At 55.3% G+C, this 23611-nt stretch carries 22 protein-coding genes and 2 riboswitches; of the genes, 13 read left to right on the top strand and 9 right to left on the bottom strand.

Annotation, left to right across the window (positions count from 1 at the left end; translation table 11 throughout):
- Nucleotides 1-16: 16 nt before the first annotated feature.
- Nucleotides 17-331, top strand: a complete 315-nt coding sequence (trxA, locus tag ET33_RS23060) for a thioredoxin (protein ID WP_036687380.1) — start codon at nt 17-19, stop codon at nt 329-331.
- 63 nt (nt 332-394) lie between these two features.
- Here the strand turns inward: trxA and ET33_RS23055 are convergent, their stop codons facing one another.
- Nucleotides 395-994, bottom strand: coding sequence for an AAA family ATPase (locus ET33_RS23055; protein ID WP_036687377.1), 600 nt, complete (start codon nt 992-994; stop codon nt 395-397).
- Between the two features lie 418 nt (nt 995-1412).
- On the opposite strand from ET33_RS23055, the gene ET33_RS23050 reads away from it, so the two are divergent.
- The 4 genes from ET33_RS23050 (at nt 1413) to ET33_RS23035 (ending at nt 5213) form a co-directional block, all read left to right on the top strand.
- Nucleotides 1413-2123, top strand: a complete 711-nt coding sequence (locus ET33_RS23050; RefSeq protein WP_036687375.1) for an MIP/aquaporin family protein — start codon at nt 1413-1415, stop codon at nt 2121-2123.
- Nucleotides 2124-2175: 52 nt separating this feature from the next.
- Nucleotides 2176-3678, top strand: a complete 1503-nt coding sequence (gene glpK, locus ET33_RS23045) for a glycerol kinase GlpK (RefSeq protein ID WP_036687373.1) — start codon at nt 2176-2178, stop codon at nt 3676-3678.
- A gap of 150 nt (nt 3679-3828) precedes the next feature.
- Nucleotides 3829-4371: a glycerol-3-phosphate responsive antiterminator gene (locus ET33_RS23040; RefSeq protein ID WP_036687370.1), complete on the top strand. Its 543-nt coding sequence runs from the start codon at nt 3829-3831 to the stop codon at nt 4369-4371.
- Between the two features lie 71 nt (nt 4372-4442).
- Nucleotides 4443-5213, top strand: coding sequence for a DODA-type extradiol aromatic ring-opening family dioxygenase (locus ET33_RS23035; protein ID WP_036687365.1), 771 nt, complete (start codon nt 4443-4445; stop codon nt 5211-5213).
- A gap of 1 nt (nt 5214) precedes the next feature.
- Here the strand turns inward: ET33_RS23035 and ET33_RS23030 are convergent, their stop codons facing one another.
- A complete protein-coding gene (locus tag ET33_RS23030; protein WP_036687361.1) occupies nt 5215-5625 on the bottom strand; it encodes a hypothetical protein in 411 nt (136 codons plus the stop codon).
- A 124-nt stretch (nt 5626-5749) separates the two neighbouring features.
- A riboswitch (cyclic di-AMP (ydaO/yuaA leader) is annotated at nt 5750-5942 on the bottom strand.
- 327 nt (nt 5943-6269) lie between these two features.
- Nucleotides 6270-6444: riboswitch (cyclic di-AMP (ydaO/yuaA leader) on the top strand.
- A 137-nt stretch (nt 6445-6581) separates the two neighbouring features.
- Here ET33_RS23030 and ET33_RS23025 point away from each other — a divergent pair.
- Nucleotides 6582-7037 carry a hypothetical protein gene (locus ET33_RS23025; protein WP_051775545.1) on the top strand — a complete coding sequence of 152 codons (456 nt, stop codon included), beginning with the start codon at nt 6582-6584 and terminating at the stop codon, nt 7035-7037.
- On the opposite strand, the gene ET33_RS23020 is transcribed toward ET33_RS23025, so the two are convergent.
- Nucleotides 7029-8294, bottom strand: coding sequence for an ATP-binding protein (locus ET33_RS23020; protein WP_051775544.1), 1266 nt, complete (start codon nt 8292-8294; stop codon nt 7029-7031). The two genes, ET33_RS23025 and ET33_RS23020, sit on opposite strands and share 9 nt — an antisense overlap.
- A gap of 293 nt (nt 8295-8587) precedes the next feature.
- On the opposite strand from ET33_RS23020, the gene ET33_RS23015 reads away from it, so the two are divergent.
- Complete coding sequence (locus ET33_RS23015; RefSeq protein WP_051775543.1) at nt 8588-9745, top strand: DUF3048 domain-containing protein; 1158 nt, start codon at nt 8588-8590, stop codon at nt 9743-9745.
- A 136-nt stretch (nt 9746-9881) separates the two neighbouring features.
- On the opposite strand, the gene ET33_RS23010 is transcribed toward ET33_RS23015, so the two are convergent.
- Nucleotides 9882-10682: a class I SAM-dependent methyltransferase gene (locus ET33_RS23010; protein WP_036687358.1), complete on the bottom strand. Its 801-nt coding sequence runs from the start codon at nt 10680-10682 to the stop codon at nt 9882-9884.
- A gap of 284 nt (nt 10683-10966) precedes the next feature.
- On the opposite strand from ET33_RS23010, the gene ET33_RS23005 reads away from it, so the two are divergent.
- Both ET33_RS23005 and ET33_RS36630 read left to right on the top strand, forming a co-directional pair.
- A complete protein-coding gene (locus tag ET33_RS23005) occupies nt 10967-12421 on the top strand; it encodes a M14 family zinc carboxypeptidase (protein WP_051775542.1) in 1455 nt (484 codons plus the stop codon).
- A gap of 44 nt (nt 12422-12465) precedes the next feature.
- Nucleotides 12466-13575: an N-acetylmuramoyl-L-alanine amidase gene (locus ET33_RS36630; protein ID WP_081890455.1), complete on the top strand. Its 1110-nt coding sequence runs from the start codon at nt 12466-12468 to the stop codon at nt 13573-13575.
- Nucleotides 13576-13733: 158 nt separating this feature from the next.
- Here the strand turns inward: ET33_RS36630 and ET33_RS22995 are convergent, their stop codons facing one another.
- Nucleotides 13734-15593: an acyltransferase family protein gene (locus tag ET33_RS22995; RefSeq protein ID WP_327204066.1), complete on the bottom strand. Its 1860-nt coding sequence runs from the start codon at nt 15591-15593 to the stop codon at nt 13734-13736.
- Between the two features lie 147 nt (nt 15594-15740).
- On the opposite strand from ET33_RS22995, the gene ET33_RS22990 reads away from it, so the two are divergent.
- Together ET33_RS22990 and ET33_RS22985 are read left to right on the top strand one after the other, a co-directional pair.
- Entirely contained in the window at nt 15741-16277 is a 537-nt protein-coding gene (locus ET33_RS22990; RefSeq protein ID WP_036687352.1) for an RNA polymerase sigma factor, read from the top strand.
- Nucleotides 16274-17638, top strand: a complete 1365-nt coding sequence (locus ET33_RS22985; protein ID WP_051775540.1) for a DUF4179 domain-containing protein — start codon at nt 16274-16276, stop codon at nt 17636-17638. The genes ET33_RS22990 and ET33_RS22985 overlap by 4 nt, the downstream gene beginning before the upstream one ends.
- Nucleotides 17639-17745: 107 nt before the next feature.
- Here ET33_RS22985 and ET33_RS22980 read toward each other — a convergent pair whose 3' ends face one another.
- The 4 genes from ET33_RS22980 to ET33_RS36625 all read right to left on the bottom strand — a co-directional run bounded on the left by ET33_RS22980 (nt 17746) and on the right by ET33_RS36625 (nt 21409).
- The gene (locus ET33_RS22980; protein WP_036687350.1) at nt 17746-19038 is read right to left on the bottom strand and encodes a hypothetical protein; all 1293 of its coding nucleotides are present in this window, start codon (nt 19036-19038) and stop codon (nt 17746-17748) included.
- On the bottom strand, nt 19022-19594 hold the full coding sequence (locus tag ET33_RS22975; RefSeq protein WP_036687348.1) for a sigma-70 family RNA polymerase sigma factor: 573 nt from the start codon (nt 19592-19594) through the stop codon (nt 19022-19024). The genes ET33_RS22980 and ET33_RS22975 overlap by 17 nt, the downstream gene beginning before the upstream one ends.
- Before the next feature lie 176 nt (nt 19595-19770).
- Nucleotides 19771-20430, bottom strand: coding sequence for a YjgB family protein (locus ET33_RS22970; RefSeq protein WP_051775539.1), 660 nt, complete (start codon nt 20428-20430; stop codon nt 19771-19773).
- Nucleotides 20431-20491: 61 nt separating this feature from the next.
- Complete coding sequence (locus ET33_RS36625; protein ID WP_051775538.1) at nt 20492-21409, bottom strand: polysaccharide deacetylase family protein; 918 nt, start codon at nt 21407-21409, stop codon at nt 20492-20494.
- A 190-nt stretch (nt 21410-21599) separates the two neighbouring features.
- Between ET33_RS36625 and ET33_RS22960 the strand changes: the two genes are divergently transcribed.
- Together ET33_RS22960 and ET33_RS22955 are read left to right on the top strand one after the other, a co-directional pair.
- Complete coding sequence (locus ET33_RS22960) at nt 21600-22424, top strand: DUF6492 family protein (protein WP_036687346.1); 825 nt, start codon at nt 21600-21602, stop codon at nt 22422-22424.
- A complete protein-coding gene (locus ET33_RS22955) occupies nt 22421-23587 on the top strand; it encodes a glycosyltransferase family 4 protein (RefSeq protein ID WP_036687343.1) in 1167 nt (388 codons plus the stop codon). Before ET33_RS22960 ends, ET33_RS22955 begins: the two co-directional genes overlap by 4 nt.
- Nucleotides 23588-23611: the final 24 nt, after the last annotated feature.

Here is a 23611-nt window from a genome sequence, read left to right as displayed (position 1 = left end):
CTAAGGAGTGGTTGAGATGGCTATTGTCAATGTGAAAGATGCGGAATTTAAGGATGCGATCCAAGAAGGTGTCGTGCTGGTCGATTTCTGGGCGCCTTGGTGCGGCCCCTGCAAAATGATCGCCCCGGTACTTGAAGAACTGAATGGCAAGCTCGGCGATACATTGAAGATCGCGAAGGTAAACGTAGACGACAATCCGGAAACGGCCGGACAATACGGCGTGATGAGCATTCCGACGCTGAAGCTGTTCAAAAACGGCGTCGAGGTCGGTACGCAAGTAGGTCTCCGTCCGCTGACGGAGCTGGAAGCTTGGGTACAAGCGCAGCTGTAATGATAGCGATAAAAAGGCCCCTTCGGAAATGAGGGGCCTTTTGCTTTAGGCTAGCGCTGCGCTTTAGTCTTCCGATTCGTCGCCGTAAATAAATCGCTCGACCTGCCGCAGCTTCTCTTCCGAGAGGGGGCCCGCGTTATCGAACGAGAGAATCGATGAGGCCGGCAGCTTCCAGCGGATTTCCCGAACCGCAAGGGAGCGGCTGAAATCGCTCCAGTTCTCCAGCTTCCATGCATCCAGGGCCAAGCCTCGACCTCGAATGCGCTCGCGGTAATGCTCTTCGCCGGGAAGCGATACGAGGATCGCTTTGACGTCCACATCGCGCAGCGACGCGCCGATCCGCAGCAGTTCCTTCTCCGGCCATACCGGATCTTCGAGCTCACGGGTAAACGGGCCGATGACGAAGGCATTCATGCCGAGGTCCACGTTTTCCAGGGCGGCGTCCATCGTGATGCGGTAGCCCAGATCCCGGCAGCGTATTTTGTAAACGTCGGAATCGCGGTCATTCGGGTCAAGCCCGGAGAGGGTCATAATCGCCTCCGATGCGGGCCGGGATAAGGTGTCCATATCAAACAAAGCCGCATGGCGTCTGCGGACCAAGGCTTTGGCCAAGGTCGTCTTGCCCGCGCCGGCGGGACCCAGGAAAAATACGAGCTTGCGCATGTCATGCCTCCTGTCCTGCTTCTTTTGCAATCTATCGTATCACAAACACGGAGGATAACGGTAACAACCGATTTTCTTTAACAAGATACGGATGGTCTAGGATGCAATTGGCGTATCATTCAAATAATTGGAATTTGGGGGATACAGGGTTTACGAAACGATGCGCATATACTATAATGAAAATCACAAGTAAACAGTTTTGCTGTGAGAAGATGAGAACAGCCATCGTCCAAAGTGGAGCTTTCCACATTTCGGATCATGGCTGTTTTTTGTCTTATCCTGGAAAGGAGGGGCTCTTCATGCAAGGGCTCGGGTGCAAAACATATTGATCTATGATCAATTAAGTGGGGAAGTCTTTCTTTAAAGCACATGTTTGAAAGGGTTTACAAAACAAAACATAATGCCAGGAGGTAGGCCGATGACTCCGTTTATGGGGGAATTGCTGGGGACGATGCTTTTAATTTTATTCGGCGATGGGGTATGCGCCGGAGTGAGTCTGAACAAATCCAAAGCGCAGAACTCGGGCTGGATTGTCATTGCGATGGGCTGGGGGCTCGCGCTTGCCATTGCGATTTTTGTGGTCGGCCGGATCAGCGGCGCGCACTTGAATCCCGCCTTTACCATCGGGCTGGCCATGGCCGGACAATTCCCTTGGGAGAAGGTTCCGTCTTACATTGCCGCGCAATTCATCGGGGCGTTTCTGGGAGCTTGTCTCGTATGGCTGCAGTACTTGCCGCACTGGAAAGCGACCGAGGATACCGGGGCGAAGCTCGGAACTTTCGCGACAGGACCTGCCATCCGCAGCCCGTTCGCGAACCTGATCAGCGAAGTGCTGGCTACGTTTATCCTGTTTGTCTGCATTTTGGCGATTGGCGCTAACAAATTTACGGACGGCTTGAACCCGTTTGTCGTTGGTTTCCTGCTGGTCGGCGTCGGGCTTTCGTTCGGAGGAACGACCGGCTATGCGATGAATCCGGCCCGCGATCTGGGTCCGCGCATCGCGCATGCGGTGCTGCCGCTCGGGAAGAAGGGCTCTTCGGACTGGGGCTATGCCTGGATTCCGATTGTCGGTCCGCTGGTCGGCGGCTCGCTCGGAACGCTATTTTATTATGCGGTTTTCGGAAGCTGACGCATAGGCTACATGTATATCCAACATTTTAACTATACGGGAGGGTATCATCATGGATAAAAAATATGTGCTTGCGCTTGATCAAGGAACGACCAGCTCGCGCGCCATTTTGTTCGATCGTAACGGCAGCATCGTCGGCTCCGCTCAAAAAGAATTTACGCAAATTTATCCCAAAGCTGGCTGGGTCGAGCATGACGCGATGGAAATTTGGGGAACGCAAAGCGGCGTTGCGCGCGAGGTGCTGGAAAAGGTAGGCGTACGCCCGCAGGAAATAGCCTCGATCGGGATTACCAACCAGCGGGAGACGGCGGTCATCTGGGACAAAAATACGGGAAGGCCGATTCACAACGCCATCGTCTGGCAGGATCGCAGAACCGCCGAGCTTTGCGACGAGCTGAAGGAGAGAGGCTTGGAGCCTTACATCCGGGAGAACACGGGGCTCGTTGTAGACGCTTACTTCTCCGGAACGAAAATCAAGTGGATGCTGGACCACGTCGAAGGGGCGAGGGAGAAGGCGAACCGTGGAGAGCTGCTGTTCGGCACCGTCGACACTTGGCTCATCTGGAATTTGACGCGGGGGAAAGTGCATGCGACGGATTACACGAATGCTTCCCGCACGATGCTTTATAATATCAAACAGCTCTGCTGGGACGAAAAGCTGCTGCAAGAGCTGGACATTCCGCATTCGATGCTGCCGGAGGTCAAGCCGTCGGTAGACGTATACGGCTCCACCGATCCGCATACGTTCGGAGGTGCGGAAATCCCGATTGCGGGTGTGGCGGGGGACCAGCATGCGGCGCTGTTCGGACAAACGTGCTTCGAATCGGGGATGGCGAAGAACACGTACGGCACCGGCTGCTTCATGCTGATGAATACCGGCACGAAGGCCGTCGAATCGAAATCCGGGCTGCTGACGACGATCGCCTGGGGCATGGACGGCAAGGTGGAATACGCGCTCGAAGGAAGCATCTTTATCGCCGGCGCGGCGGTTCAGTGGCTGCGCGACGGGCTGAAGCTGTTCGACTCGGCGTCCGATTCCGAGTACTATGCGGGCAAAGTTAAGGACACCGACGGCGTCTATGTCGTGCCGGCCTTCGCGGGACTCGGGGCGCCTTATTGGGATATGTACGCCAGAGGCGCGATTTTCGGCTTGACGCGCGGAACGAAGAAGGAGCATCTCATCCGGGCTACGCTAAATTCGCTAGCCTACCAAACGAAAGACGTATTGGGGGCGATGGAGATCGATTCCGGCTTGAAGCTGCAATCGCTGCGGGTCGACGGCGGGGCGACCGCAAACAACTTGCTGATGCAATTCCAGGCGGACATTCTCGGGGTTGCCGTACAAAGACCGCAAATTACCGAAACGACTGCACTTGGCGCCGCTTACATGGCGGGAATCGCCGTCGGCTTTTGGGATAAAGCGGAAATCGCGTCGCGCGCCGGTTCGGATACCATATTCGAGCCAGGCATCGACGAACCGACCCGGGCGAAATTGTACCGGGGCTGGAAAAAAGCCGTAGATCGTACGATGCTGTGGGAGAAAGACGAAGAATAAGCAGTGACCGGGCCGTGCTGTCGTACCCTTCTTCCGAAGAAGGGCGGCAGCACGGTTTCGCTTGTTTTCCGATTCCCGACGGGGTATGTTAAAAAGGATCGAAACGTATGCGCTAGAAGAAAATGCCTATTTTTATCGAAGGAGGATTTTATGTTGAAGCCGAACACCATGATTCCCGCTGTCCGGGGATTCAAAGAATTGGAGAAGGCGCTCGCTTCGCCGCACGAGGTCATTTTTTTGCTGGAAGGAGAATTAATCCAATTACAAAACATCGTAGGGGCGGTCAAGCAAGCGAACAAAAAAATATACCTTCACCTGGAGATGGTGAAGGGGATTAAAGACGACGAGGCATCGATTCATTTTTTATCCAAGGTGATTAAAATCGACGGGATCATCAGTACCCGGACATCCTGCCTGCTTCACGCCAAAAAATACGGGCTGAGCGCCATTCAGCGCGGCTTCATTATCGACTCCCACTCGATCCGCACGATTATTAATTCGGCCGCTCAGGTGAAGCCGGACTATATCGAGATTTTACCGAGCTTCTCTTATCCCAAATTGAATTTGATCAAAAATGAAACGGGGCTCGATATCATTTTGGGCGGATTCGTCGAAAAGAAGGAGGAGCTGCCCGTTCTGTTCAACGCCGGGGCGATTGCCGTATCGACCAGCCGGATCGAGCTCTGGAGCTGAAGTGGATTGGTGCCTCTCCGTCAGCGGATGAATACGATATAATGGATCTCGAAAAGGAGAATGATGCGCGAATGTACCCGTCCTTTTTTCTCGCTCATGGCCTGCCGACACTTGTGACGGAGCCGCATAGCTATTCCCGTTTCTTGAGATCGCTCGGGGCGCAGCTGCCGAAGCCCGCAGGGATTGTCGTATTCAGCGCCCATTGGGAAAGCGAAGTCCAGACGATCGGTGCGGCGGCCGAACCGGATACGCTGCACGATTTTTTCGGGTTTCCGGAGAAGCTGTACGGCATTTCGTACCCTGCGAAAGGGAACATTCTGCTTGCCATGGGCATTGGGCGGCTGCTCTATGCCGAAGGGATCGCCTTCGCTCTGGACGATACCCGGGGACTCGATCACGGCGTATGGACACTGCTCTCGCTTATGCACCCCGCGGCGGACGTGCCCGTCGTCCATTTGTCCGTGAATCCGCTGCTGGTGCCGGAAGAGCAGTACCGGATCGGCCGTGCACTGCAAGCTCTGCGCAGCGAGGGGATCATGATCGTCGGCAGCGGCGGGACGGTGCATCATCCCGGCACGCTGCATTGGCAGGACGATGCCGCCGAGCTGTGGGCGAAGCAATTCGACGCTTGGCTGTACGACCGGATTACGGTGTGGGACTCGGATGCCTTGTTCGATTATGAGCGGCGGGCGCCGCATGCTTCCTTGGCTGTGCCGACGGCAGAGCACTTCGCGCCTCTGCTGATCGCGATGGGCACGGCGGACCGCAGCCGACGGGCGAAGCTGCTGTACCAGAAGTATCAGTACGGGACGCTTAGTCTAGGCGCGTGGATGTTCAGTTAGCCTATTCGTGCGCCGAATGGATCAGAAAGGATACTTCGCCGCTGTTCGTATGAATCACGTAGTTGGCGCCGAGTCCTTTATAAATCATGCGCGGATGGTTCGATTGCGTAATGACATACAGCGGTTCCGAGGTCCAAGGGCGGCATATGCGGATATAGCGGCAGCACAGGGTCAGGCTGTTCTCGAACAAAAATATTTTTCCGATTGGCCATTCGGGGATGAGCCACGTATTCTCCTCGTTCGTATCCACCATCACAATTCGCTCGACCCCAAGCTCCTGCAGCCGGGTCTGTTCGGCTTTGTTGTTGACGATGACCGCAAACGGAATGCTGCCGAATTTGAGCCGCCGGATAAACGCTTCGCCGGGTTTGTTGGGGGCGGATACCAAAATATATTGCTGTTCCTGTTCCATCGTTTTCTCCTCCTAAGGGATATGAGGAGAGAAGGCAATACGAAAGAAGCCTGCGGGAGTAGAAGAGCTCCGCTGCAGCCTTCTAAGGCACGGAAACAAGCCGTGTCTTGCGCGTGAATAGCGATGCCTCTCTCGACTACGCTGACGAGGTTAGCTGACGGGTTCGGGCGGTGAGAGTCGCCCTACTTGGCGCATGTGCGGCATGCGCGATCAAGATTCACCCCAATGTGATGGGGCGGCACGGCTCTCGGTGTGCGCCTCATCGCTTGTTTTGGTTCCCCCGCTTTCCTGTTAAGGAAATTAAGCGATGTGATTGGATTTTCGAATCAACTTGAGTCGTATCATACGCCTGCGATTTAGCCGGTGTAAAGAAACGCCGCGGCGCATATTCGGCCTTAGGATATATTTGGAAGAAAAAAAGTGAGGCCGATCTTCGTTATTCTGCATGAATCTCTGTATTTCTTCGATTTTCTTGAAAATGATGAAAAGCGACGAATCGTGCAGCTTTTGTATCGATAATCAATGCCGGACCCATATGAATCCGTTTCCACATGGAAAAAAAGCGAAAAGATCAAAAATAGCGTGCGGTTTCGGATTTTACTTTGCGCCGCAACCGGCGTATGATTCATGTCAACAACTTGATATTCCAACAAACGCTGAATTCCCGAACCGGGAAGCGGGGGAACCAATCGAAACCGCCGATAGGAAGGACGGTTTCATGGGGTGAATCCTTTCGCGCTTGTTTTGCAAGTGCAAGGGTAGGGCACTCTCAAGCCCGAATCCGACAGCTAACCTCGTAAGCGGATTGAGAGAGAACGACGATCGTGCCTCTGCATCCTGTGTGATTTCCTGTGACAGAAGCCCGAGAGTAGAGTTTCTCTGCTCTTGGGCTTCTTTTTGTCTTTTTTATTTCGCTAAAATATACCATTTTAATTAAAAAAAAGGAGAAATTGTTCATGTTGAAATTAAGCGATCCCCTGCCTGAAGTTAACGAAGGTGTCTTGTCGACGAGCCGGATCGGGCTTATCGAGGTATACCGGTTCGACTGCCGGCTGATTGAGGCGCGCATCGCGGGCAATTGCCGCGATTGCAACTGCGGGCTGCTGAAGCTGTCCTGCCACGGCATGAACGGATGGACGGAATACGTCGTGCCGAACACGCAGCCGTACACAGATATCGTGCGATGGACTTCGGTCTTTCTGAAGCTGAAGGGGCTGTCCATTTGCGAAGCCGTCAGCTACGTTCGGAGTCATGCCGCGGCGTGGGGACCGGTGCGCACGGACATCGCGGAAGTCGCTCTGGCCGATTTGACCGCGCAGCTGCTTAACCCGTCGGCGGGACATGCTCATGAAGGCGCCGCCTTCGAGCGTTCGCGCTTGATCGACCGTTCGCAAGCCTACTGCTCATTCTGATATCGAGTCCGACTGAAGGGGCAAAATGATCGCGAAGGTCGTTCCGGCTCCCTTCTCGCTGTGCACTTCGGTGCGGCCGCCCAAGCTTCCGATAATGCCGAGAGCGACCATAGTACCGATCCCGGTGCCTTTTTCTTTGGTCGTATAAAACGGGGTGCCGAGTCGGTCGATCTCCGCCGGGGTCATGCCGACGCCTTGATCCGATATTTCAATCAACAGCTTGCTCTGTTTCCGATGCGCTTTGATTTCCAAGGTTCCTCCATCCGGCATCGCTTCAATGCCGTTCTTGACAATGTTGATCAGCGACTGGCTGAGCCGCGAAGCATCGGCCTTGAGCTGAAGACCCTGCTCGATGGAGCTGGCGATGCTGACCGTATTCATGAGCGCGTAAGGGGACATCAATTCAATGATTTGCCTTAGCAGCGGCTCTACCTGGATAAGCTGGATCGAATCGGTCTTCGGCTTGGCAATCGCCAAATAATCCGAGATGATCGCTTGGGCTCGCTCCAATTCGGTAATCATCACACGCAAGTAATCGGGCTTGGCTTCTTCCGCAATCTGATTTTTTTCCATCAATTGCAAAAAGCCACTTACAACGGTGAGCGGATTGCGGATTTCATGGGCAAACGAGGCGGCGAGCTCTCCGACAAGATACATTTTCTCCGCGCGTTCCACTTCTTTGCGCAGCTTCATTTTTTCACAAATTCCCTCCAGAATGAAAAGCGACATCGCCATGGTGCATGTTGTGACAAGGATTAAGTATATCGGAAACCAATTGAAGAGAAGGTCTTCCCTTCCGGCGCGTAAGTTGGAGAACAGGACGGCTATAAGTGCCCAGACGACGGTTAAAGCGGTGCCGTGGAGTACGCGCTTGAGTTTGCGCTGGGCGGGCCGGAAGGGACCGAAGATGATCATCAGTGGAAACACAATCGCATAGACGATCACCGATGTCACCATGCCTTCTCCGCCGAGCAGCGACCGGAAGGCGAGATAAGCGATGGAGATATAAAGCAGATTGCGGTGGCCCCCGTACAAATAACAAAGCAGAATCGGCACATAGCGCAAGTCGAAAATATGCCCGGAAAACAAGTGGATCGGAAAAGCCATGCACATCACCATCGCTACGGTGGAGAACAGGAGCAGGAACCATCGGTTGGTGCGCTCCGGTCTGTCCTTATCGAGACAAACGATTTGATAAAAAAAGATAGATAGAATAATAATAAAGGTGTTCAGCAGCAGGGGAAGAACTTCAATCATAAGACACCTCCTGATGGCGATGGACAAGCGAACCGCAAACATAATCTTTTGATCCAACCGGTCGTTACGATTTCGGACAACGGCGGCATCTCAAATGGTTATTTTCGACAGTTTTTCCTTTTTCCCTGCTGCGAATGGTTTGGAGATTCGGATGACGTTGGAAACCTTTGGGATGAGAACGCGTTAAATATAATGAAAAGCGCTCATTTTTCGTCTTTTTGCGCGAAATCGCTTCTAAATCAAGTCTCGCTAGAATATAGATTACTAGAGGACATGCAGATGAGGTGACGTGTATGAAACGAAGAGGATGGAGAAGATGGAGCCGGTTCTGGCGGCGGGGGAGGCTCGCGCTGTTGGCGGGCTGCCTCGCCATGACGGCGGCGGGCTGCAGCCTGACGGGCGGCGGGCAGCCGGACAAGCCCGTCGCTGCGCCGATCGAGCCGGAGAAGCCCGTCGCGGACCCGCCGCCAACGCCAACGGTTCAGCTGCCGGCCTACCAAGCGCCGCTGACCGGGATGATGCTGCTGCAGCCCAGCGAAGCCCGGCCGGTGATGGTCATGATCAACAATCATCCCGCGGCGCGGCCCCAAAGCGGGCTGACACAGGCGGATGTCTTGTTCGAGGTACTTGCCGAAGGCGAGGTGACGCGGCTCGTGGCGCTGTTCCAGAGCAGCGCGTTCGCGGAGCCGATCGGTCCGGTGCGCAGCATTCGGCCTTATTTTATCGATATCGGCAAAAGCTTCGGGGCCATTCAAGTGCATGCCGGCGGCAGTCCGGATGCCTATGAGCAGCTGCAGAAAGAGAAGATCGCCGACCTGGACGAAATTACGAATGCCGGGCCTTATTTTTGGCGGGAGAAGTCGCGGAAAGCTCCACACAACCTGTATACGAATCTGGAGAACATCCGCGCGGGCGCGCAAAAGCGGGGGCTGGACGAGCAAGGTCCGACGGGACCGGTGTACGCTTTTGCGAAAAACGAAACGGAAGCGGTCGGGACGATGGGGACGGCGGCGCAGGATGCTCCCAAGGTGGACGTTACCTTTTTGTGGAAAAGCTATGTCGTCTCATACGAGTATGACGCGGCAAGTGGCAAGTACCAACGGTCGATCAACGGCAGCAAGCATACCGATCTGAACAACGATCAGCCGCTGAGCGCTTCCAATGTGGTCGTGATGGGCACCGATCACAAGGTGCTGGATAAGGAAGGCCGGCTCGACGTCCGGCTGACCGGCAAAGGTCCGGCGCTGCTGTTCCAGCAGGGCAAGGTGAAATCGCTGGAGTGGAGGCGGGATCAGGCGAACGATCCGGTCCGCTATTACGAGCAGGGCCGCGAAGCTGCATTCCGGCCGGGGCAGACGCACATCATGATCGTGCCGCTGAATCCGTCGTTCGAAAGCCATGTGACGTATGGTGCCCCCGGCGGCGGCTCGGGAAAGCCGGACCCCGCTTAGCGGGACCGGAATGGTTGTAAGCTTGAAAAAGAGAGGCCCCGGCCTCCGCCTTCCTCAGTTGTCCAAGCCGCATATGCTTGGAGAAGGGGGACGCGGGCGCCGGGGCTTCTTTTGGGCACGGCCTGTCTGCCGGACGTTACGGCTGTGCAGGTTTCTCCAGAAGGACGCGCCAATCGTCGATTTGCAGCGATTGCAGCGCCCCGTCGGTGCCTTCGTCGGCCTGCACGGAAAAGTATTCGCGGCCGGAAGCCGGGCCGCCAAGGATAAACTGCTCGACCTGCCGCGCCTGCTCCTCCGTATCGGCGGTCCGCCGCACCCAGGACGGAAAAGCGTGCCGCTTCCGGCCCATTTGCTCGTGAACGACGCGCAATCCGGACGCTTCGGCCAGCACCTTCCATTCGCGGACCGGCAAGCAGCGGACGTGGCTCGGGTCGCGCAAGCCCTCGAAGCGGTTCATGAAGGCGGCCAAGGCATCGTCCTCCGGGGCGACGTTGTCGATGAACACGAATCGTCCGCCGGGCTTCAGCACGCGCGCCGCTTCCTGCATGAAGAGCGCGGGATTGGGGAAATGATGCGCAGCGATCCGGCAGGTGACCGCATCGAACGCGGCGTCCAGGAACGGTAGTTGCTCCGCATCCGCAACAGTATACAGAATGTTATCGTATCCCCGGCCCGCAAGGTGAGCAGCCGCCGCGGCGAGCATAGGACGGGTCAAATCGGTCGCGACAATGTGCCGGACGTGGGGAGAAAGCTTCCCGGCCGCATGGCCTCCGCCGGTCGCGATATCGAGCGCCTGCCACTCGGGCCGGGGATCGAGCCATTGAAGCATTACCTCAAGGTCGTCTCCTTGCGCGTGTCCCTCGCTTGCGACATATTTCTCCGCATGCTTGCCGAATTGCTCCTGAACACGCGCTTTAACACTCCGATCCCGATCCATCGTCATCTCTCCTTTTGTTTCATTTGATGAAACTTAGTATTGCATAATGAAACTTGATGTTTTTTATTTTATCATAATCTGTTTCATCTGACTATGGTCGGACACAAAAGAGAGTTGAGGCTTTTGTCCTCAACCCTTTTTTTGTTACGCAAATGAAATCGAAAATTGTCGAAATTTACCTAAAAAATATATATTTTATGTTGTAAATCTATTATAATGAACTAGCTATGAATAGTTAATAAGTCCTAATATGAGACTATAGAAATGGGACAGGTGAGATGAGTTTGCATTCAAAACGGAAAAAAACAACGATAGCGGCAGCTGTCATGGCGCTCTTCGTTGCTACCGGCTATTTGGGAAATGAGAGCGCTTTTGCGGATGAGAAGCCGGCGGTCAACAAAGAAATTGCAAGCCCTTACCAAACCTACACGTACGATTTAATGTCAGAGCATATCCGTAAGCTGGCGGAAGCTTATCCGGAGCTCATTCAAGTCAAGCCGATCGGCAAAACCGCGTACGGTAAGGAGATTATAGCGGTCAAGCTGGGCAAAGGCGAAGCATCTGTTCTGATTGACGGGTCTCAGCACGCCAGAGAGTGGATGGGAACGAATCTCATTTTATATATGATCGACCGCTATGCTTATGCTTACGAGCACAATATGAAATATGGCGAATATGTGGTTCGGGAGTTGTTGGATCACTGCTCGATTTGGTTTGTTCCGATGGTAAACCCGGACGGTGTGACGCTTCAACAAATGGGACTCGATGCCTTTCCCGAAGGCGCGAAGTCCGGACTGTTAAGCATGAATGGCGGCAGCTCCGATTTCAGCCGATGGAAAGCCAATGCGCAAGGGATAGACATTAACCGGCAGTATCCCGCGGAATGGACCGGAATTCGTTACTCGACCAAATATCCGATGTATAAAAATTACAAGGGCTCGGAGCCTGCGGAAACGGCGGAAGCGCAAAGCATGATCCGGTTTACCTATGACGCCGATCCGGAAATTGCCTTATCGTATCATACTTCCGGGCGCGTTCTGTATTGGCATTTTCATACCAAGCCGGAGAACATGGAGCGGGACCGGAAAATGGCTGCAACCCTAAGTGGTATGACAGGATATAGCTTGGTCAAGCCGGAGGATTATCCGTCCGGGGGAGGATTTACGGACTGGTTTATCGCTCAATTCGGACGCCCCGGATTTACCGCTGAATTGGGGCCGTATCATGAGGAAACGGCACTGCCTCTCTGGACGTTTACCGACATTTGGGCGGAAAATCAGACGATGGGCTTGTACTTGGCTTCGGAAGGCTATAAGCTGTCGCGAAAACGCTATCCTATCGAGACGGTGGAGAATAAGCTCCAGCTGCTTGAATCGGTCAAGCTGTATAACCGTCCTAACGAATCTTTTCCTACAGGGGGTGAGACTCCCGCCGGACCGGTCGTGTCGGATGCTCGTGTGGGGGATTGGTTCCGGATATCGACCTGGCTGGGCACGAAGTGGGTACATCTCAATAAGACATCTTACCTTCAAGGGCATACCGAGAAGTTCGTCCAAGAAATCGAGTTGCAGGACACAACACCTTTATTCAAACGTCCCGGTGCGGAGAATCAGGAACCGGCAGGCATGCTGACGCCTCAAAAGGTCGGTACGCTGGAACAGTGGAATGATTGGGTCTTGATCCATACTTGGGGAGGAGACTTCTGGACACCGTATAAAAAACGGACGGAAGCGCAATGAACATGATTCATAAAATGCAGCGCAAGCGAAAGGGTGAAGCTTCAATGACACGCCGATTAGGGTTTATTGTCGTTATAACGGGTTTATTGCTGAGTGCGTCCATTGCTCCGGCGGCCGGTGCTGAAGCCAAAAATTCTAACGAACCGGTCATTTGTCTGGATCCCGGTCATCAGCTTTCTGGGAACAACGGGCTTGAGCCCGTAGGTCCCGGGGCAAAGGAAATGAAGGCCAAGGTAACTTCGGGGACCCGGGGCGTTAAAACGAAAAAGCCGGAATATGTCGTAACCTTGGAGGCATCCCTGCTGATGAAAGCAAAGCTGGAAGCCCTCGGTTATCAAGTACGCATGACCCGTGACACGCATGAAGTGGACCTCTCCAATAAAGATAGAGCGGCCATGTGCAATCAGGCGCGCGCCGATTTGGCGGTTCGCGTCCATGCCGACGGGGACGGTTCTTCGAAGACGAAAGGCATTTCCTTGCTTTATCCTGCATGGAGCGAGTGGAGCCAACCGATATTCGCCAAAAGCAAAGAGGCCGCTCAGGACGTATTGAACGAAGTGCTGACTGCTACGGGAGCGGCTTCCCGAGGTATTGTGCCGCGGTCCGACTTGTCCGGATTCAACTGGTCGGAGGTGCCGACCATTTTGGTGGAAATGGGGTTCATGACCAACCCGGAGGAAGATGAGAAATTATCGGATGCCGGCTATTTGGATCAATTGACGCAGGGGGTTGTGAATGGAATCAATAGCTTTATGGCTCCGCAGGCAGAAGGAACGGAGCGGGAACAGCAGGGGCGGATTTATTTGCCGGAAACCGCCCGGCTGTACGAATCGCGGAATGGTAAAATGATCCGCACGGCGCTATCGCTGACGCCGCAAACGGTGCAAACCTCCGCGGTATGGGGCAACTGGCGCAGAGTGACCACCTGGGCGGGTGACAAATGGGTGGATGCCGGTCAAAAGCCGATTGAGGTGCAGAAAACGGATCGGATTCTTGAGCTTACAAAGGAAGCGGCGATGTATCGAAGCCCTTTGGACGAAGCTCCCGTCGGCGGACTTACGCCTCAAAAGGTACAAGCGCAAGAGCAGTGGAACGGATGGTACTCGATCGACACGTGGATGGGAAGAGTGTGGATACAGGCTGACGTTCAATAGCTTCTGTCGCGCCAAATTCTTTTCGAAACTCCCAAGGTGAATCGGCTTTTATTTGACGCAGAAACCACCGTCTTCAGGTTGACTTCCTGACACGGTGGTTTTCTTAGTTTGCGTAAAAATACGTCGGCCGCTACCCGTCCGGCCTCTGGCTCGGTGCGTCATTTGGGTGCTTGAGGCTTGCGCACCGCCTTTGCCAGAAGCGAAGCGTAATATTCGGAGCCTGCGGCGTTCAAATGGACGCCATCGGAGGCGAAAAAGGAAGCTTTGCCCTCGCTTGCGGCATGCCAATCCACAAGCGTCGTATTGGCGAAGCGGCCGGAGGTTTCTTTCAGCATGTCGTTCACCGTTCCCTCCCATGGACGGGGAACGCGCGTATTCACCAGCACGATCTGCTCCGCATCGGCAAGGGAGTGCAGCAGCGATTCCAGCTGCTTCTTGGAGAACGCACCGTTTGTGCCCAGCTCGATGATGATCCGGGAACCGAGCTTTCCTTTCGACCGGAGCCGGTCGACGACCTCCTGCGCTTGGGCCAATTGTCTTCCGACCTTGCCGTCGATGACGATACCGGGCAGCTGCTTCTCCAGCTGCGCAGCGGTGCCTAGCAGAACCGAATCGCCGATCGCGGTGATCCCTGCCCCCGGGGCGACGGGAGGGGCGGTTTCAGCGACGACCTCGGCGGTTTCTTTCGTTTCCGGACCCGACGCTTCCGTCACCGTGCCCGTCCCGTTTCCTTGATCCGGTTGGGGTGTCGGTGCCGGCGCAGCGATCCCTTCGCTTCCCTCTGCCAAGGCATTGGTAGCAACAGGCGGCTGCGGGCTCCCCCCCAGGCAGGAGACGCAGAAGAACAAGATGAGCAGCGCCGACACGACCCAGCGCATGCCCGGCTGCGGGAGCCGTTTCCGGTACCAGCCGAGCAGCTGCGCTCCCCAAGCTTTCATTCCTCCTCTGCGAATAGGCTCCTCAACGAATTTCCAAGATAAAGCCGCAAGTCCGATGGTAGCGGTCAACTGCAGGGCGGCGCTCGTCAAGCTGATTCCGTCGCCGCCTGCCGGACTGGTCAGGACGATCACAGGATAATGCCACAAATAAATGCCGTACGAGCGTACGCCGAGCCAGCGCAGCGGACGGCAGCCCAAGATGCGCCCGAGTTGGCTGGACGGGTGGGCAAGCGCCGTTACCGTAACTGCCACCGCCAGAGACAACAGTACGAATCCGCCCTGATATAAGAAGGCGTCGTACTGGCTGCTTCGGACGACCATCAGCAGAACGGCAAACAGACCAGCCGTCCCGGCCCAATCCACGATCCGCCTGACGCGGACGGATGTGCCGGCGGAGAGCTTTCCGCTCGGCCAGACGACCGCGAGCGCGGCACCGATCAGCAAGCCGAAGGCTCTCGTATCGGTTCCGTAATAAATCCGGCTCGGATCGGCGCCGGGTTCGTATAGCAGCGCCATGGCGGCTGCCGAAGCGGCTGCGCCAAGCAGCATGGCTCCGGTAAGCCAGCCCCGCCGGGGCTGCAAGCGCAGGCCAAGCGCCAACAGCAAGGGCCACAGCAAATAAAATTGCTCCTCCACCGCGAGCGACCAGAAATGACCGAGCGGGGAAGGGGGGCCAAAGCTTTCGAAATAAGACACCTCGCGATACACCAGCCACCAGTTGCTGATATAGGTGAGCGCCGCCAAGAAGTCTCCCTGAAGCGCCGGCAGCCGGGAGCGGTCGACCAGCCATATCCACGCCGCAACCGCCGAGAGCAGGACTAGTATGGCCGGAAGCAACCGCCGGAAGCGCCGCAGCCAGAAGCTTTTTAGATTTAGCCGTCCCTCTCTTCGCCATTCGGCGATCAACAAATCCGTAATCAGATAACCGGACAGGACGAAAAATATCCCGACACCGAGCAGCCCGCCGGGCGCCCACCTGGGGTGAAGGTGATAAGCGATGACGGCCAGTACGGCCAAAGCCCGCAGGCCGTCGATTCCGGGCATGTACCGGCTTTTTCCTTCGATCGGTGATGGCATCATTTTTCCCTCTTTCGTTAGCGCGTAGGACTTCATCTTATAGCGAAAAGAGGCGGATTTTGTAACAAAAAAGTTACATCTGCGCTTGATCGAACTATTTCCGTTTTCAAAGCGTATTTACTGTGAATACGGGAACCGGAGGATCGTTCATTGAAGGAATATTTGATCTCGGAAGAGCAATCGCGGGCCTGGTTTGAAGAACATTCTCCCTACGTCTACGGGATTGCCCTCATGATGACCAAGTCTGCCATGCTGGCCGACGACATTACGCAGGAAACCTTTTTGCGCGCTTACCGGAAATTTCATTTATACGATCCCGCCAAGCCTTTGCGTCCGTGGCTGTACCGGATCACGTTAAATATGGTGCGGAGCACGCTTCGCAAGCAGCGGTGGCTTACTTTTTTCGGTCAACTGCCGGTTGAAGCCGGGACGGATTCCGTAGAGGATCTGATCCTAAAAAGCGAAAGCGAGCATGAACTATGGCAGGTGGTGAACCGCTTGTCTCCGAAAAGAAGAGAGGTCCTCATTTTGGTTTACTATGTCGGGTTGTCTTTGCAGGAGACCGCCGCCTTATTGAACATTCGTTTGGGAACATGCAAGTCAAGGCTGCATGCGGCGCTTGAACAGCTAAGGAACGACGAGGCCGAGAGCTATCAACTGACGTCGATCAAGGAGGGGCTTAAATGACTCTGCAGACCGATAAGAAGGGAAAAGAGAAGGATTGGTCCACGGAATCGTCGGAGGCCGTGCAAAGCCGTTTGAAGCAGCTAGGGCCCTCCTTTACGTTTGAGGAGCTGTGGGAGCTTCACAAGCGTTCCGTCGGGAAAAGCCGGCCGTCAGGCAAGGGGAGCATGACGCTGCGGAAAAAGGGGATGATCCTAGGGTATGCGGTTATTGTTTGCGCGATTTTGCTGACGGGAATCGGCCTGTACTCCCCAAGCATAGGCGCTGCTCTGCAAAAAGTATTTTTTATCGATTTGTTCTATAAAAATGTACGAGGCGGTATCGACAGCGGGCTATATCAGATTGAGAAGCAAAATCTTGGTACGACAACTGACGTGTCGGTTACCGATCAGGATATTCGGCTTACCGTTGCCGAGGTGTTCTACGACGGAATTCAATTCGTAGTCAATTATCAAGTGGATTATCCCAAAAAGCAGAAGATTAAGGAAGAAGATGCCGCCGTGTATTACAATTACAAATTTAAAGATGCTCACCCCACGATGATAGGTACACATGCATTTACAATTACCGGTGATCATACCTTTATCGGGACGACGGTGTTCAATACCGAACCGCTACCGGAGAATGCGCGGCTTCATATCGAGATCCGGCGAATCGGGACGACGGACGGGAATTGGGATGTTACGGTTCCGATATCGCTGAGCAAAGCCAAACCGCTAACCAAAATCGTTCGGCCTCAAACTGCCGGCACTTATGAGCACAAGAAGTTTATAGTCAATCAAATTACCTTTACTCCGGTTGGAACCCAACTTGTTATCGAGACAGATGAAGAGTTGTCTTTTCTTCTGGAGGACGATCTGGAAACTCGCTTCGATAATGCCGGTGGGATGGGAGGAAAGGGAGAGGTACGCAGAAACTTTGGCCTTCCTTCTGAGGTGAATCCGAAGCCTCCTTATGTTATTTTGGTGGTCGGCGATGCGACTAACGAGCCTTTGAATACGCTGCGGCAGAGGGAGGAATATGCCGACTATACGGGTCCCGGAAGCTTGCCGGTCACGTTAAAGGGAGCTCGGGGAGGAACGGTGACCATTACCGATGTCCAATTTCTGGAGGACTCTACGGTGGTCTATTACGAAGCCAGCGATGCCGCGAATCAGAAACCTTTTCTTATTTTGGAAGATTCGTCGGGTGAGCGTTTCACATCCCAAAAAAATGATGTTCGGACTTCAAGAGATTCGTTCGCCTACAAGGTGGAATACCCGAAGCTTCCTTCGTCCCGGTTTAAATTTGAATTGGTCGTTAATGAATACAGCCAAGAGCCTAAAGAACCGGTGAAAATAAAAATTCCGATCGATTGGGAATAAGTCGATATAACGCAGCAAGTCCGGTTCCCGGGGCATGATGCCTCCGGAGACCGGACTTGCTTTCGTAAAGGACGCTAGTCGAGCGCGACCGATGCTTCTTGATTCACTTACTGCGGTTGCAAGTAAGTTTTCACCTGCCGCTTCCACAGCTCGACGTAAGATCCCATGGCCCATTGAATCATGACGACCGATTCCTTCGGTTGAAGCGGCAGCGTCATGAGAGGGATCGGAATCCACTGATCCGCATACGGGTAGATGATAATATTTTGCTCGGTGACGACGGCGACCATGTCGTGGTTCGGGGAGGAGAAGGCATCCACCGCGCCCGGCTGCACCCGCACGATATCGCGCCAGGGAACAGCCAGCTCGTCGTGGGAAACGACTGATTGGGGCAGTGCCAGCGGCACTTCCCGCAAGTGGTACGCCGTGCCTTCCGCTGCGCTGTTTGCCGGGCCGTCGTACGAAGCGAGCTGCGCCGTCCATTTCCCTTGCTTGCGGGCGATGGTCCAGCTCTCGCCGGAAAGATCGGCTGCGGTGGGCTCCGCGTGTCCCGAACCTGCCGGCGGCGCAGGCTTCAACTCCTTCAGCACGGGGACGGCTGCAGCGGCGAATACGCTGCTCAGCGTGACATGCGGCTCCGATAGCGGAGCGGGCGCCCGCCGACCCGGGGCGATCTGCTCCAGCTCCTTCACCCAGACATAGTCCTGCTGCGCCGGGGAGGGGGCTGAGCCGCTTTTACCTGCCGTCGTTTGCGCCACGGCAACGTAGCGGTTGCCAGCGAACATCAGCTTCTCCGACCGGACGACAGTTCGCGCCGGGTTTCCACGGTCAGCGCTGTTGCCTGTCTTCGGCTTGGCCGAGGCCAAATGGGCTGTCAGCGTATGCGCTTCCTGCGAGCTGTTTGCTTTCGGCTCATTCTCGATTTTCCAGAAATCAAGTTTATACGGCATTAGAATGCCTTCGCCTTCCGCCGTCTTTTGCAACCGGTTCCGGTCCGGTGCGATAAGAACGGTGCGGTACGTGCTGGGAGCCTGAGGGTTTTGCGCTGCGGGCGCATCGGAGCGCAGGCCGATCAACAGCGCCGACCGGACGGAGGCTTCCCAATCCGGGCCGTGAGGCGCGGGAGCGGCTGCGGCGGGCTGCTGCATCTCCGGCTTCTCCGCAGCTTCCTGCTGCATGAGCGGGAGAGGGCGGCTGTCCGTAACGAACAAGAATACGAGAGCCGATGCCAGCACGGCTGAAACGCCGGCACTCCAGGCACTCCACCTGCGAGGCCTGCGAACGGCGACGTGGTTATCGATGCGTTCTTCGATGCGCTTGCGCAAGCTGTCGTTGAACCCGTTTTGGCGGAACGGTCCGTGGGCCAATTCTTTCTTGAGCTCGTTATCCATCGGATCCAAGGCTTCGACTCTCCTTCATCTTCGATATTTTCCCCCGTGCGTGGAACAGCCTCGATTTAATCGTTCCTTCGCTTACGCCGAGCACCTCCGCCATCTCTTTCATAGACAGCTGATGGTGAGCGTACAGGATCAGCACCTCGCGGTATTTGACGGGCAGCTTCAGTACCAAATCCCACATCTCGTTCACGGCCATTTTGCTAAGCACCTCGTGTTCCGTAGAAGCGGCCTGCTCGCACTCCCCGCGAGAGGCGATGAAGTCGACCAGCGTCACTTTGCGGTAGAAGGCCGACTTGCGGTAATCGAGCGTCATGTTGCGGGTGATGGCGAGCAGCCACGTCTTCACCGAGGATTCGCTGCGGAACGTGCTCAAATTGCGATAAACTTTGATGAAAACCTCTTGGGTTATATCGTCAGCCTGATCCCACTTTCGTGTGATGCTGTAGGCGTAATTCCATACATCTTTCCCGTACGCGTTCATCAGCTCGTTCAAAATGGCTTTCTTGTCGGAGCTCGCGGACAGGTATTTCAAATAGTCAAAATTGACATTCGATTCCAAAGCTGCCACCTCTAATTTTAGACGATCTCCCCGACATTACGGTTCAATCGGAACGGGATCGAACCTGCCAAACGGCCCTGGCCCGTACCTTCTCTTACCCAGTGTACTGCGATCGTCCGATGAAAGAAAGGGGCAAAATGCAGTTGGCGAAACGTCGACCGCTTCCAGCGCGCCGCTTATCCGGCCATATTGTTTTTCGCGTCCTGCGGACTGAAAACGGAAATATGGTCGACCTTGCCGGTGGCAGCCGGAATGACGAATTTCAGCTCAAACTGCTCGCTTGCTTGAAAAACGTAGATCTGATCGTTGCCGTTCTTCGCCGTCTCCTTCGGTTTGCCGAGCGTCTTCTCGATAGCGGGCAGCGTCAGCTTGTGAAGCTCCGGATCGTAGGAGCGGACATCGAAGATCAGCTCGCCTTTGTTGAAGCCGAACGTGATGCCGCGTTTCTTGTAGGTGGCGTACAACCCTTTGCCGGCCGAATCGATCTGATCCGCCTTGCCCCATTTTTTCTCGACTTCGTCGATCAGACCCGTGTGTGCGGCGAAGTCGCTGCCTTTCACCTGACCTTTGCGCGCGTGGACCAGCATATCCTTGAGCTGCGTTTCGACAGACGCGGGGTCAGGCTCCGCGTTCGAAGGTGCTGCGGGAGAAGACGGTGCAGGCTTGGCCGGGGCTTCGGGCGTTGTCGCCGCTCCCGGCTGCTGCGATGGCGCCGCGGCTTCGGGCGGTTTGGACGTCCCGGACGATGCGGACGGCGCGCCGGATTGGCAGGCGGTCAGCGCAAGCAGACCGGCGGCCGCTGCGGTGAGCAGCTTCATTCTCTTGATCGTATGCATGCGGTAAGCACTCCTTTGCTGAGAGATGAGTTGCGGCTTGACCGAATCGGTGGCGCAAGCCTTACTCTTTCTTTGCCCCAAGCTCGGGAACCGTGACGAAGGCATACCCGTCCTGCTTCAACGCTTCGATCATGTGCGGCAGCGCTTCTATCGTATTGTCCAGCTTGCCGTTTTTCCCGCCAAAGCTGTGCATCAGGATGATGCCGCCGTTCTTTGTCCGCTTGCGGGCAAGCTCTACCATGTCGGCCGAAGCCGCTCCGGTCCAATCCTTCGTATCGACCGTCCAATTGACGAGCTGGCGTCCCGCGGAGGTCAGGTTGCGCTTAATCGAAGCGTTGACGGCGCCGTAAGGCGCCCGAACCATCGGGGTGGAGGAGCCGATCACTTTTTCGATCGCTTCGTCCGTGCTTTTGATTTCTTTCTGAATCTGGTCGGAAGACAGCTTGGTCAGGTTGGCATGATCCCAGGAATGATTGCCTATGGAGTGGCCTTCGTCATGAATGCGTTTCAGCACATCCGGGTGATTGACTACCTGTCTGCCCACGACGAAAAAGGTGGCCTTCACTTCATACTGCTTCAAAATATCCAGCACCATCGGCGTATACTTGCTGTCCGGGCCGTCGTCGAACGTCAGCGCCACTTGCTTCGTCGCTTTGACCGGTCCCGAATTTCCTTGCTGCGCCGCGGCTCCCGGCTTACTCTCCGGCGTCCGTCCGTCGGCGGACTGCACGGCCGGCGTCGTCGGCGAACCGGCTTCTTGAGAGGATTTCGGATCCCCCGTATATTTTGCGTGGGTCGCCTGCTCGGGGACTACCCCCGGTACAGACACGTTGTCCGGCGTCCGGGTCTCGTGCTGGCCGGCAGAAAGCGGCTGCCGCGTCTCGGCCGCATGGAGGCTGAACATTACAATCGTCGTGGCGCTGAGCAGCGAAGCGCCGAGTACGACGAGTTTTCGGTCGGATAGAATTCGTATGGCCATGTAGCATTCCTCTTTCACTGGTTCGTGCTTTGCAATTCATTTGACGAGTCGAGTCGACAAAAAGTTTAAAGTAAGTTCTCCCATTTCGACAAAAATTTTTTGTGCCTGTCCGTCGATCGTACAGAGGCCCGGACCAACCCTGCCTCCATGACATAAACTGGTGCAAAACCTTGCAAATGGAGATGAAGAAATGTCTCTCGCCCCCCCTCGTTCCCGAAGCGGCAGGATCAAAATTGATGTTCTGATCCCTGCCATTGACAAAGATCTGGAAACCTTGCCGTTCGTCATCGACGCCATCCGGAAGCAGGTTAAGCATCCGATCGGCAAAATTATGATCGTCTCTCCGGACAGTCCGAGAATCAAGGCGCTGTGCGCCCAAAAAAAATGCACTTTCGTACATGAGCGGACGGTGCTGCCGATCACCAAAAAACAAATCCGTTACCGTTCGAAACGATGGGAACGCTCCGGGTGGCTGCTTCAACAACTGCTTAAACTGAGCGGCGATCGGCTGGGTTCGAGCCGGTATTTTTTGACGATGGATGCCGACACGGTGCTCATCCGCCCGCACGTATTCCGGCAAAAGGGGAAGCCCGTGTTTTACTGCCGCAGCTGGAGCCATCCCGAATACTTCAGGGTCAGCCGAAAGCTATTGGGCCGCAGACGCGCCGCCCCCTCGTCGTTCGTCGCGCATTATATGCTGTTCGAGAAAGCGAAGCTGGCCCAGATGAAAAAGCGAATTGAAGCAAGACACGGAACGCGCTGGTACCAAGCCGTTCTTCGCAGCATTGACAGGTCGAAGCAGTTCGGCTTCTCGGAATTCGAATTGTACGGCAACTTCGTCTATACCGCCAATCCAAGCGGTGTCGTGCTCAAACGATGCTTGAACAGAAGCTTGAGCCAAAGCGTGAAGAGCATTTCACCGAAGCGCATAAAAGCTTTGGCGGGCTCTTTCCGGTCGCTTTCCTTCCACAAGCGCAGAGGGTACTCGGTCAAATCGAAGGGGCTGAGGAGATGACATCGTATCAGGTCGTATGGAAGGGCCCTGTCAGAAGGCACAGCGGGATTGGAAGAGCCAGCCGGGAATATGCGCTTGCCTTAAGCCGGCAAGGAGTGGACGTCAAGGTAGAGGGAGTAAGGTCTGGGAAGAAGAAGCCGACGGCAGGCGGCGCCTTGGCACGTCTGCTTCGCAAGCCATATGCCGCAGGCAAACGCAAAATTTTAATTTATCATTATTTCCCATATACGATACGGATGCGGAAGGAACGCCAAAAATACAACCATATCATATTGAATACCGTCTGGGAGACAACGCGCGTGCCCCGGAACTGGTTCCCGAATCTTAACCGCTTCGACGCCATACTCGTTCCCTCCCGGCATAACAAAGCCGCCCTGCTCCGCAGCGGGGTGAAGGTGCCAGTCTATATCGTGCCGCATGGAGTCAACACAAAGCAGTTTACGCCACGGAACAAGAAGCTGGCAGTAAGGGGGACGGCCGGAAGGTTTGTTTTCGTATCCGTCTTCGGCTTCCAGCACCGCAAAAATCCGGAGGGCTTGCTAAGAGCTTACTGGGAAGAATTTGGCCCGTCCGAGAAGGTCGCGCTGGTGATCAAGACGAACGGATACGGTTCCCGGCAAACCGAGAAGTGGATTAGAAATAAAATCAACGGGTACAAAAAGAGGCTAGGGTTTCGGAAAACGGCCCCGGTGATCTTAATGTCCAGCCGCATGCCGGAGCACCGGCTGAAGGGACTGTATACGCTCGGTTCCGCGTTCGTGCTTCCGACAAGGGGAGAAGGGGTCGGACTGCCGTTTCTCGAATCGCTGGCAAGCGGCGTTCCGGTCATCACAACGGGCTGGGGCGGACATATGGATTTCGTCACGCGCCGCAATTCGTTCCTGGTCAAGTACCGGCTGCAAAACCCGGCTGTCAGCATGCGAAGCAAGCATGCGATCTCAAGCCTCTTCCGCGGTTTTTTTGCGCAAAAGGGACAGCGCTGGGCTGAGCCGAATATCGGCAGCTTGAAGAGGCAGATGAGAACTGCTTTTCGGCAGCGCGCGGTTTGTCAAAAGAAAGGAAGACAAGGAAGGCAGGACGTGATGAAGCTCACGTGGAACCGTGCCGGAGCTGGTATGAAGCGGGCGGTGGAGCGAACGATCCAAAAGAAAAGCCGCCGATAACCATCGTGCTTGCGGCCCGCAGAC

It is taken from the genome of Paenibacillus tyrphae (assembly GCF_000722545.1).
Classification (GTDB): Bacteria; Bacillota; Bacilli; order Paenibacillales; family NBRC-103111; genus Paenibacillus_G; species Paenibacillus_G tyrfis.
Note: the sequence above shows the minus strand (reverse complement) of the source record. Positions and strands in the feature narration are given on the sequence as shown.

What these genes read in the sequence shown, in the direction of transcription:
- trxA (WP_036687380.1), top strand. Translation starts at nt 17, where the DNA reads ATGGCTATTGTCAATGTGAAAGATGCGGAATTTAAGGATGCGATCCAA.
- ET33_RS23055 (WP_036687377.1), bottom strand. Translation starts at nt 994, where the DNA reads ATGCGCAAGCTCGTATTTTTCCTGGGTCCCGCCGGCGCGGGCAAGACG.
- ET33_RS23050 (WP_036687375.1), top strand. Translation starts at nt 1,413, where the DNA reads ATGACTCCGTTTATGGGGGAATTGCTGGGGACGATGCTTTTAATTTTA.
- glpK (WP_036687373.1), top strand. Translation starts at nt 2,176, where the DNA reads ATGGATAAAAAATATGTGCTTGCGCTTGATCAAGGAACGACCAGCTCG.
- ET33_RS23040 (WP_036687370.1), top strand. Translation starts at nt 3,829, where the DNA reads ATGTTGAAGCCGAACACCATGATTCCCGCTGTCCGGGGATTCAAAGAA.
- ET33_RS23035 (WP_036687365.1), top strand. Translation starts at nt 4,443, where the DNA reads ATGTACCCGTCCTTTTTTCTCGCTCATGGCCTGCCGACACTTGTGACG.
- ET33_RS23030 (WP_036687361.1), bottom strand. Translation starts at nt 5,625, where the DNA reads ATGGAACAGGAACAGCAATATATTTTGGTATCCGCCCCCAACAAACCC.
- ET33_RS23025 (WP_051775545.1), top strand. Translation starts at nt 6,582, where the DNA reads ATGTTGAAATTAAGCGATCCCCTGCCTGAAGTTAACGAAGGTGTCTTG.
- ET33_RS23020 (WP_051775544.1), bottom strand. Translation starts at nt 8,294, where the DNA reads ATGATTGAAGTTCTTCCCCTGCTGCTGAACACCTTTATTATTATTCTA.
- ET33_RS23015 (WP_051775543.1), top strand. Translation starts at nt 8,588, where the DNA reads ATGAAACGAAGAGGATGGAGAAGATGGAGCCGGTTCTGGCGGCGGGGG.
- ET33_RS23010 (WP_036687358.1), bottom strand. Translation starts at nt 10,682, where the DNA reads ATGGATCGGGATCGGAGTGTTAAAGCGCGTGTTCAGGAGCAATTCGGC.
- ET33_RS36630 (WP_081890455.1), top strand. Translation starts at nt 12,466, where the DNA reads ATGACACGCCGATTAGGGTTTATTGTCGTTATAACGGGTTTATTGCTG.
- ET33_RS22995 (WP_327204066.1), bottom strand. Translation starts at nt 15,593, where the DNA reads ATGATGCCATCACCGATCGAAGGAAAAAGCCGGTACATGCCCGGAATC.
- ET33_RS22985 (WP_051775540.1), top strand. Translation starts at nt 16,274, where the DNA reads ATGACTCTGCAGACCGATAAGAAGGGAAAAGAGAAGGATTGGTCCACG.
- ET33_RS22970 (WP_051775539.1), bottom strand. Translation starts at nt 20,430, where the DNA reads ATGCATACGATCAAGAGAATGAAGCTGCTCACCGCAGCGGCCGCCGGT.
- ET33_RS36625 (WP_051775538.1), bottom strand. Translation starts at nt 21,409, where the DNA reads ATGGCCATACGAATTCTATCCGACCGAAAACTCGTCGTACTCGGCGCT.
- ET33_RS22960 (WP_036687346.1), top strand. Translation starts at nt 21,600, where the DNA reads ATGTCTCTCGCCCCCCCTCGTTCCCGAAGCGGCAGGATCAAAATTGAT.
- ET33_RS22955 (WP_036687343.1), top strand. Translation starts at nt 22,421, where the DNA reads ATGACATCGTATCAGGTCGTATGGAAGGGCCCTGTCAGAAGGCACAGC.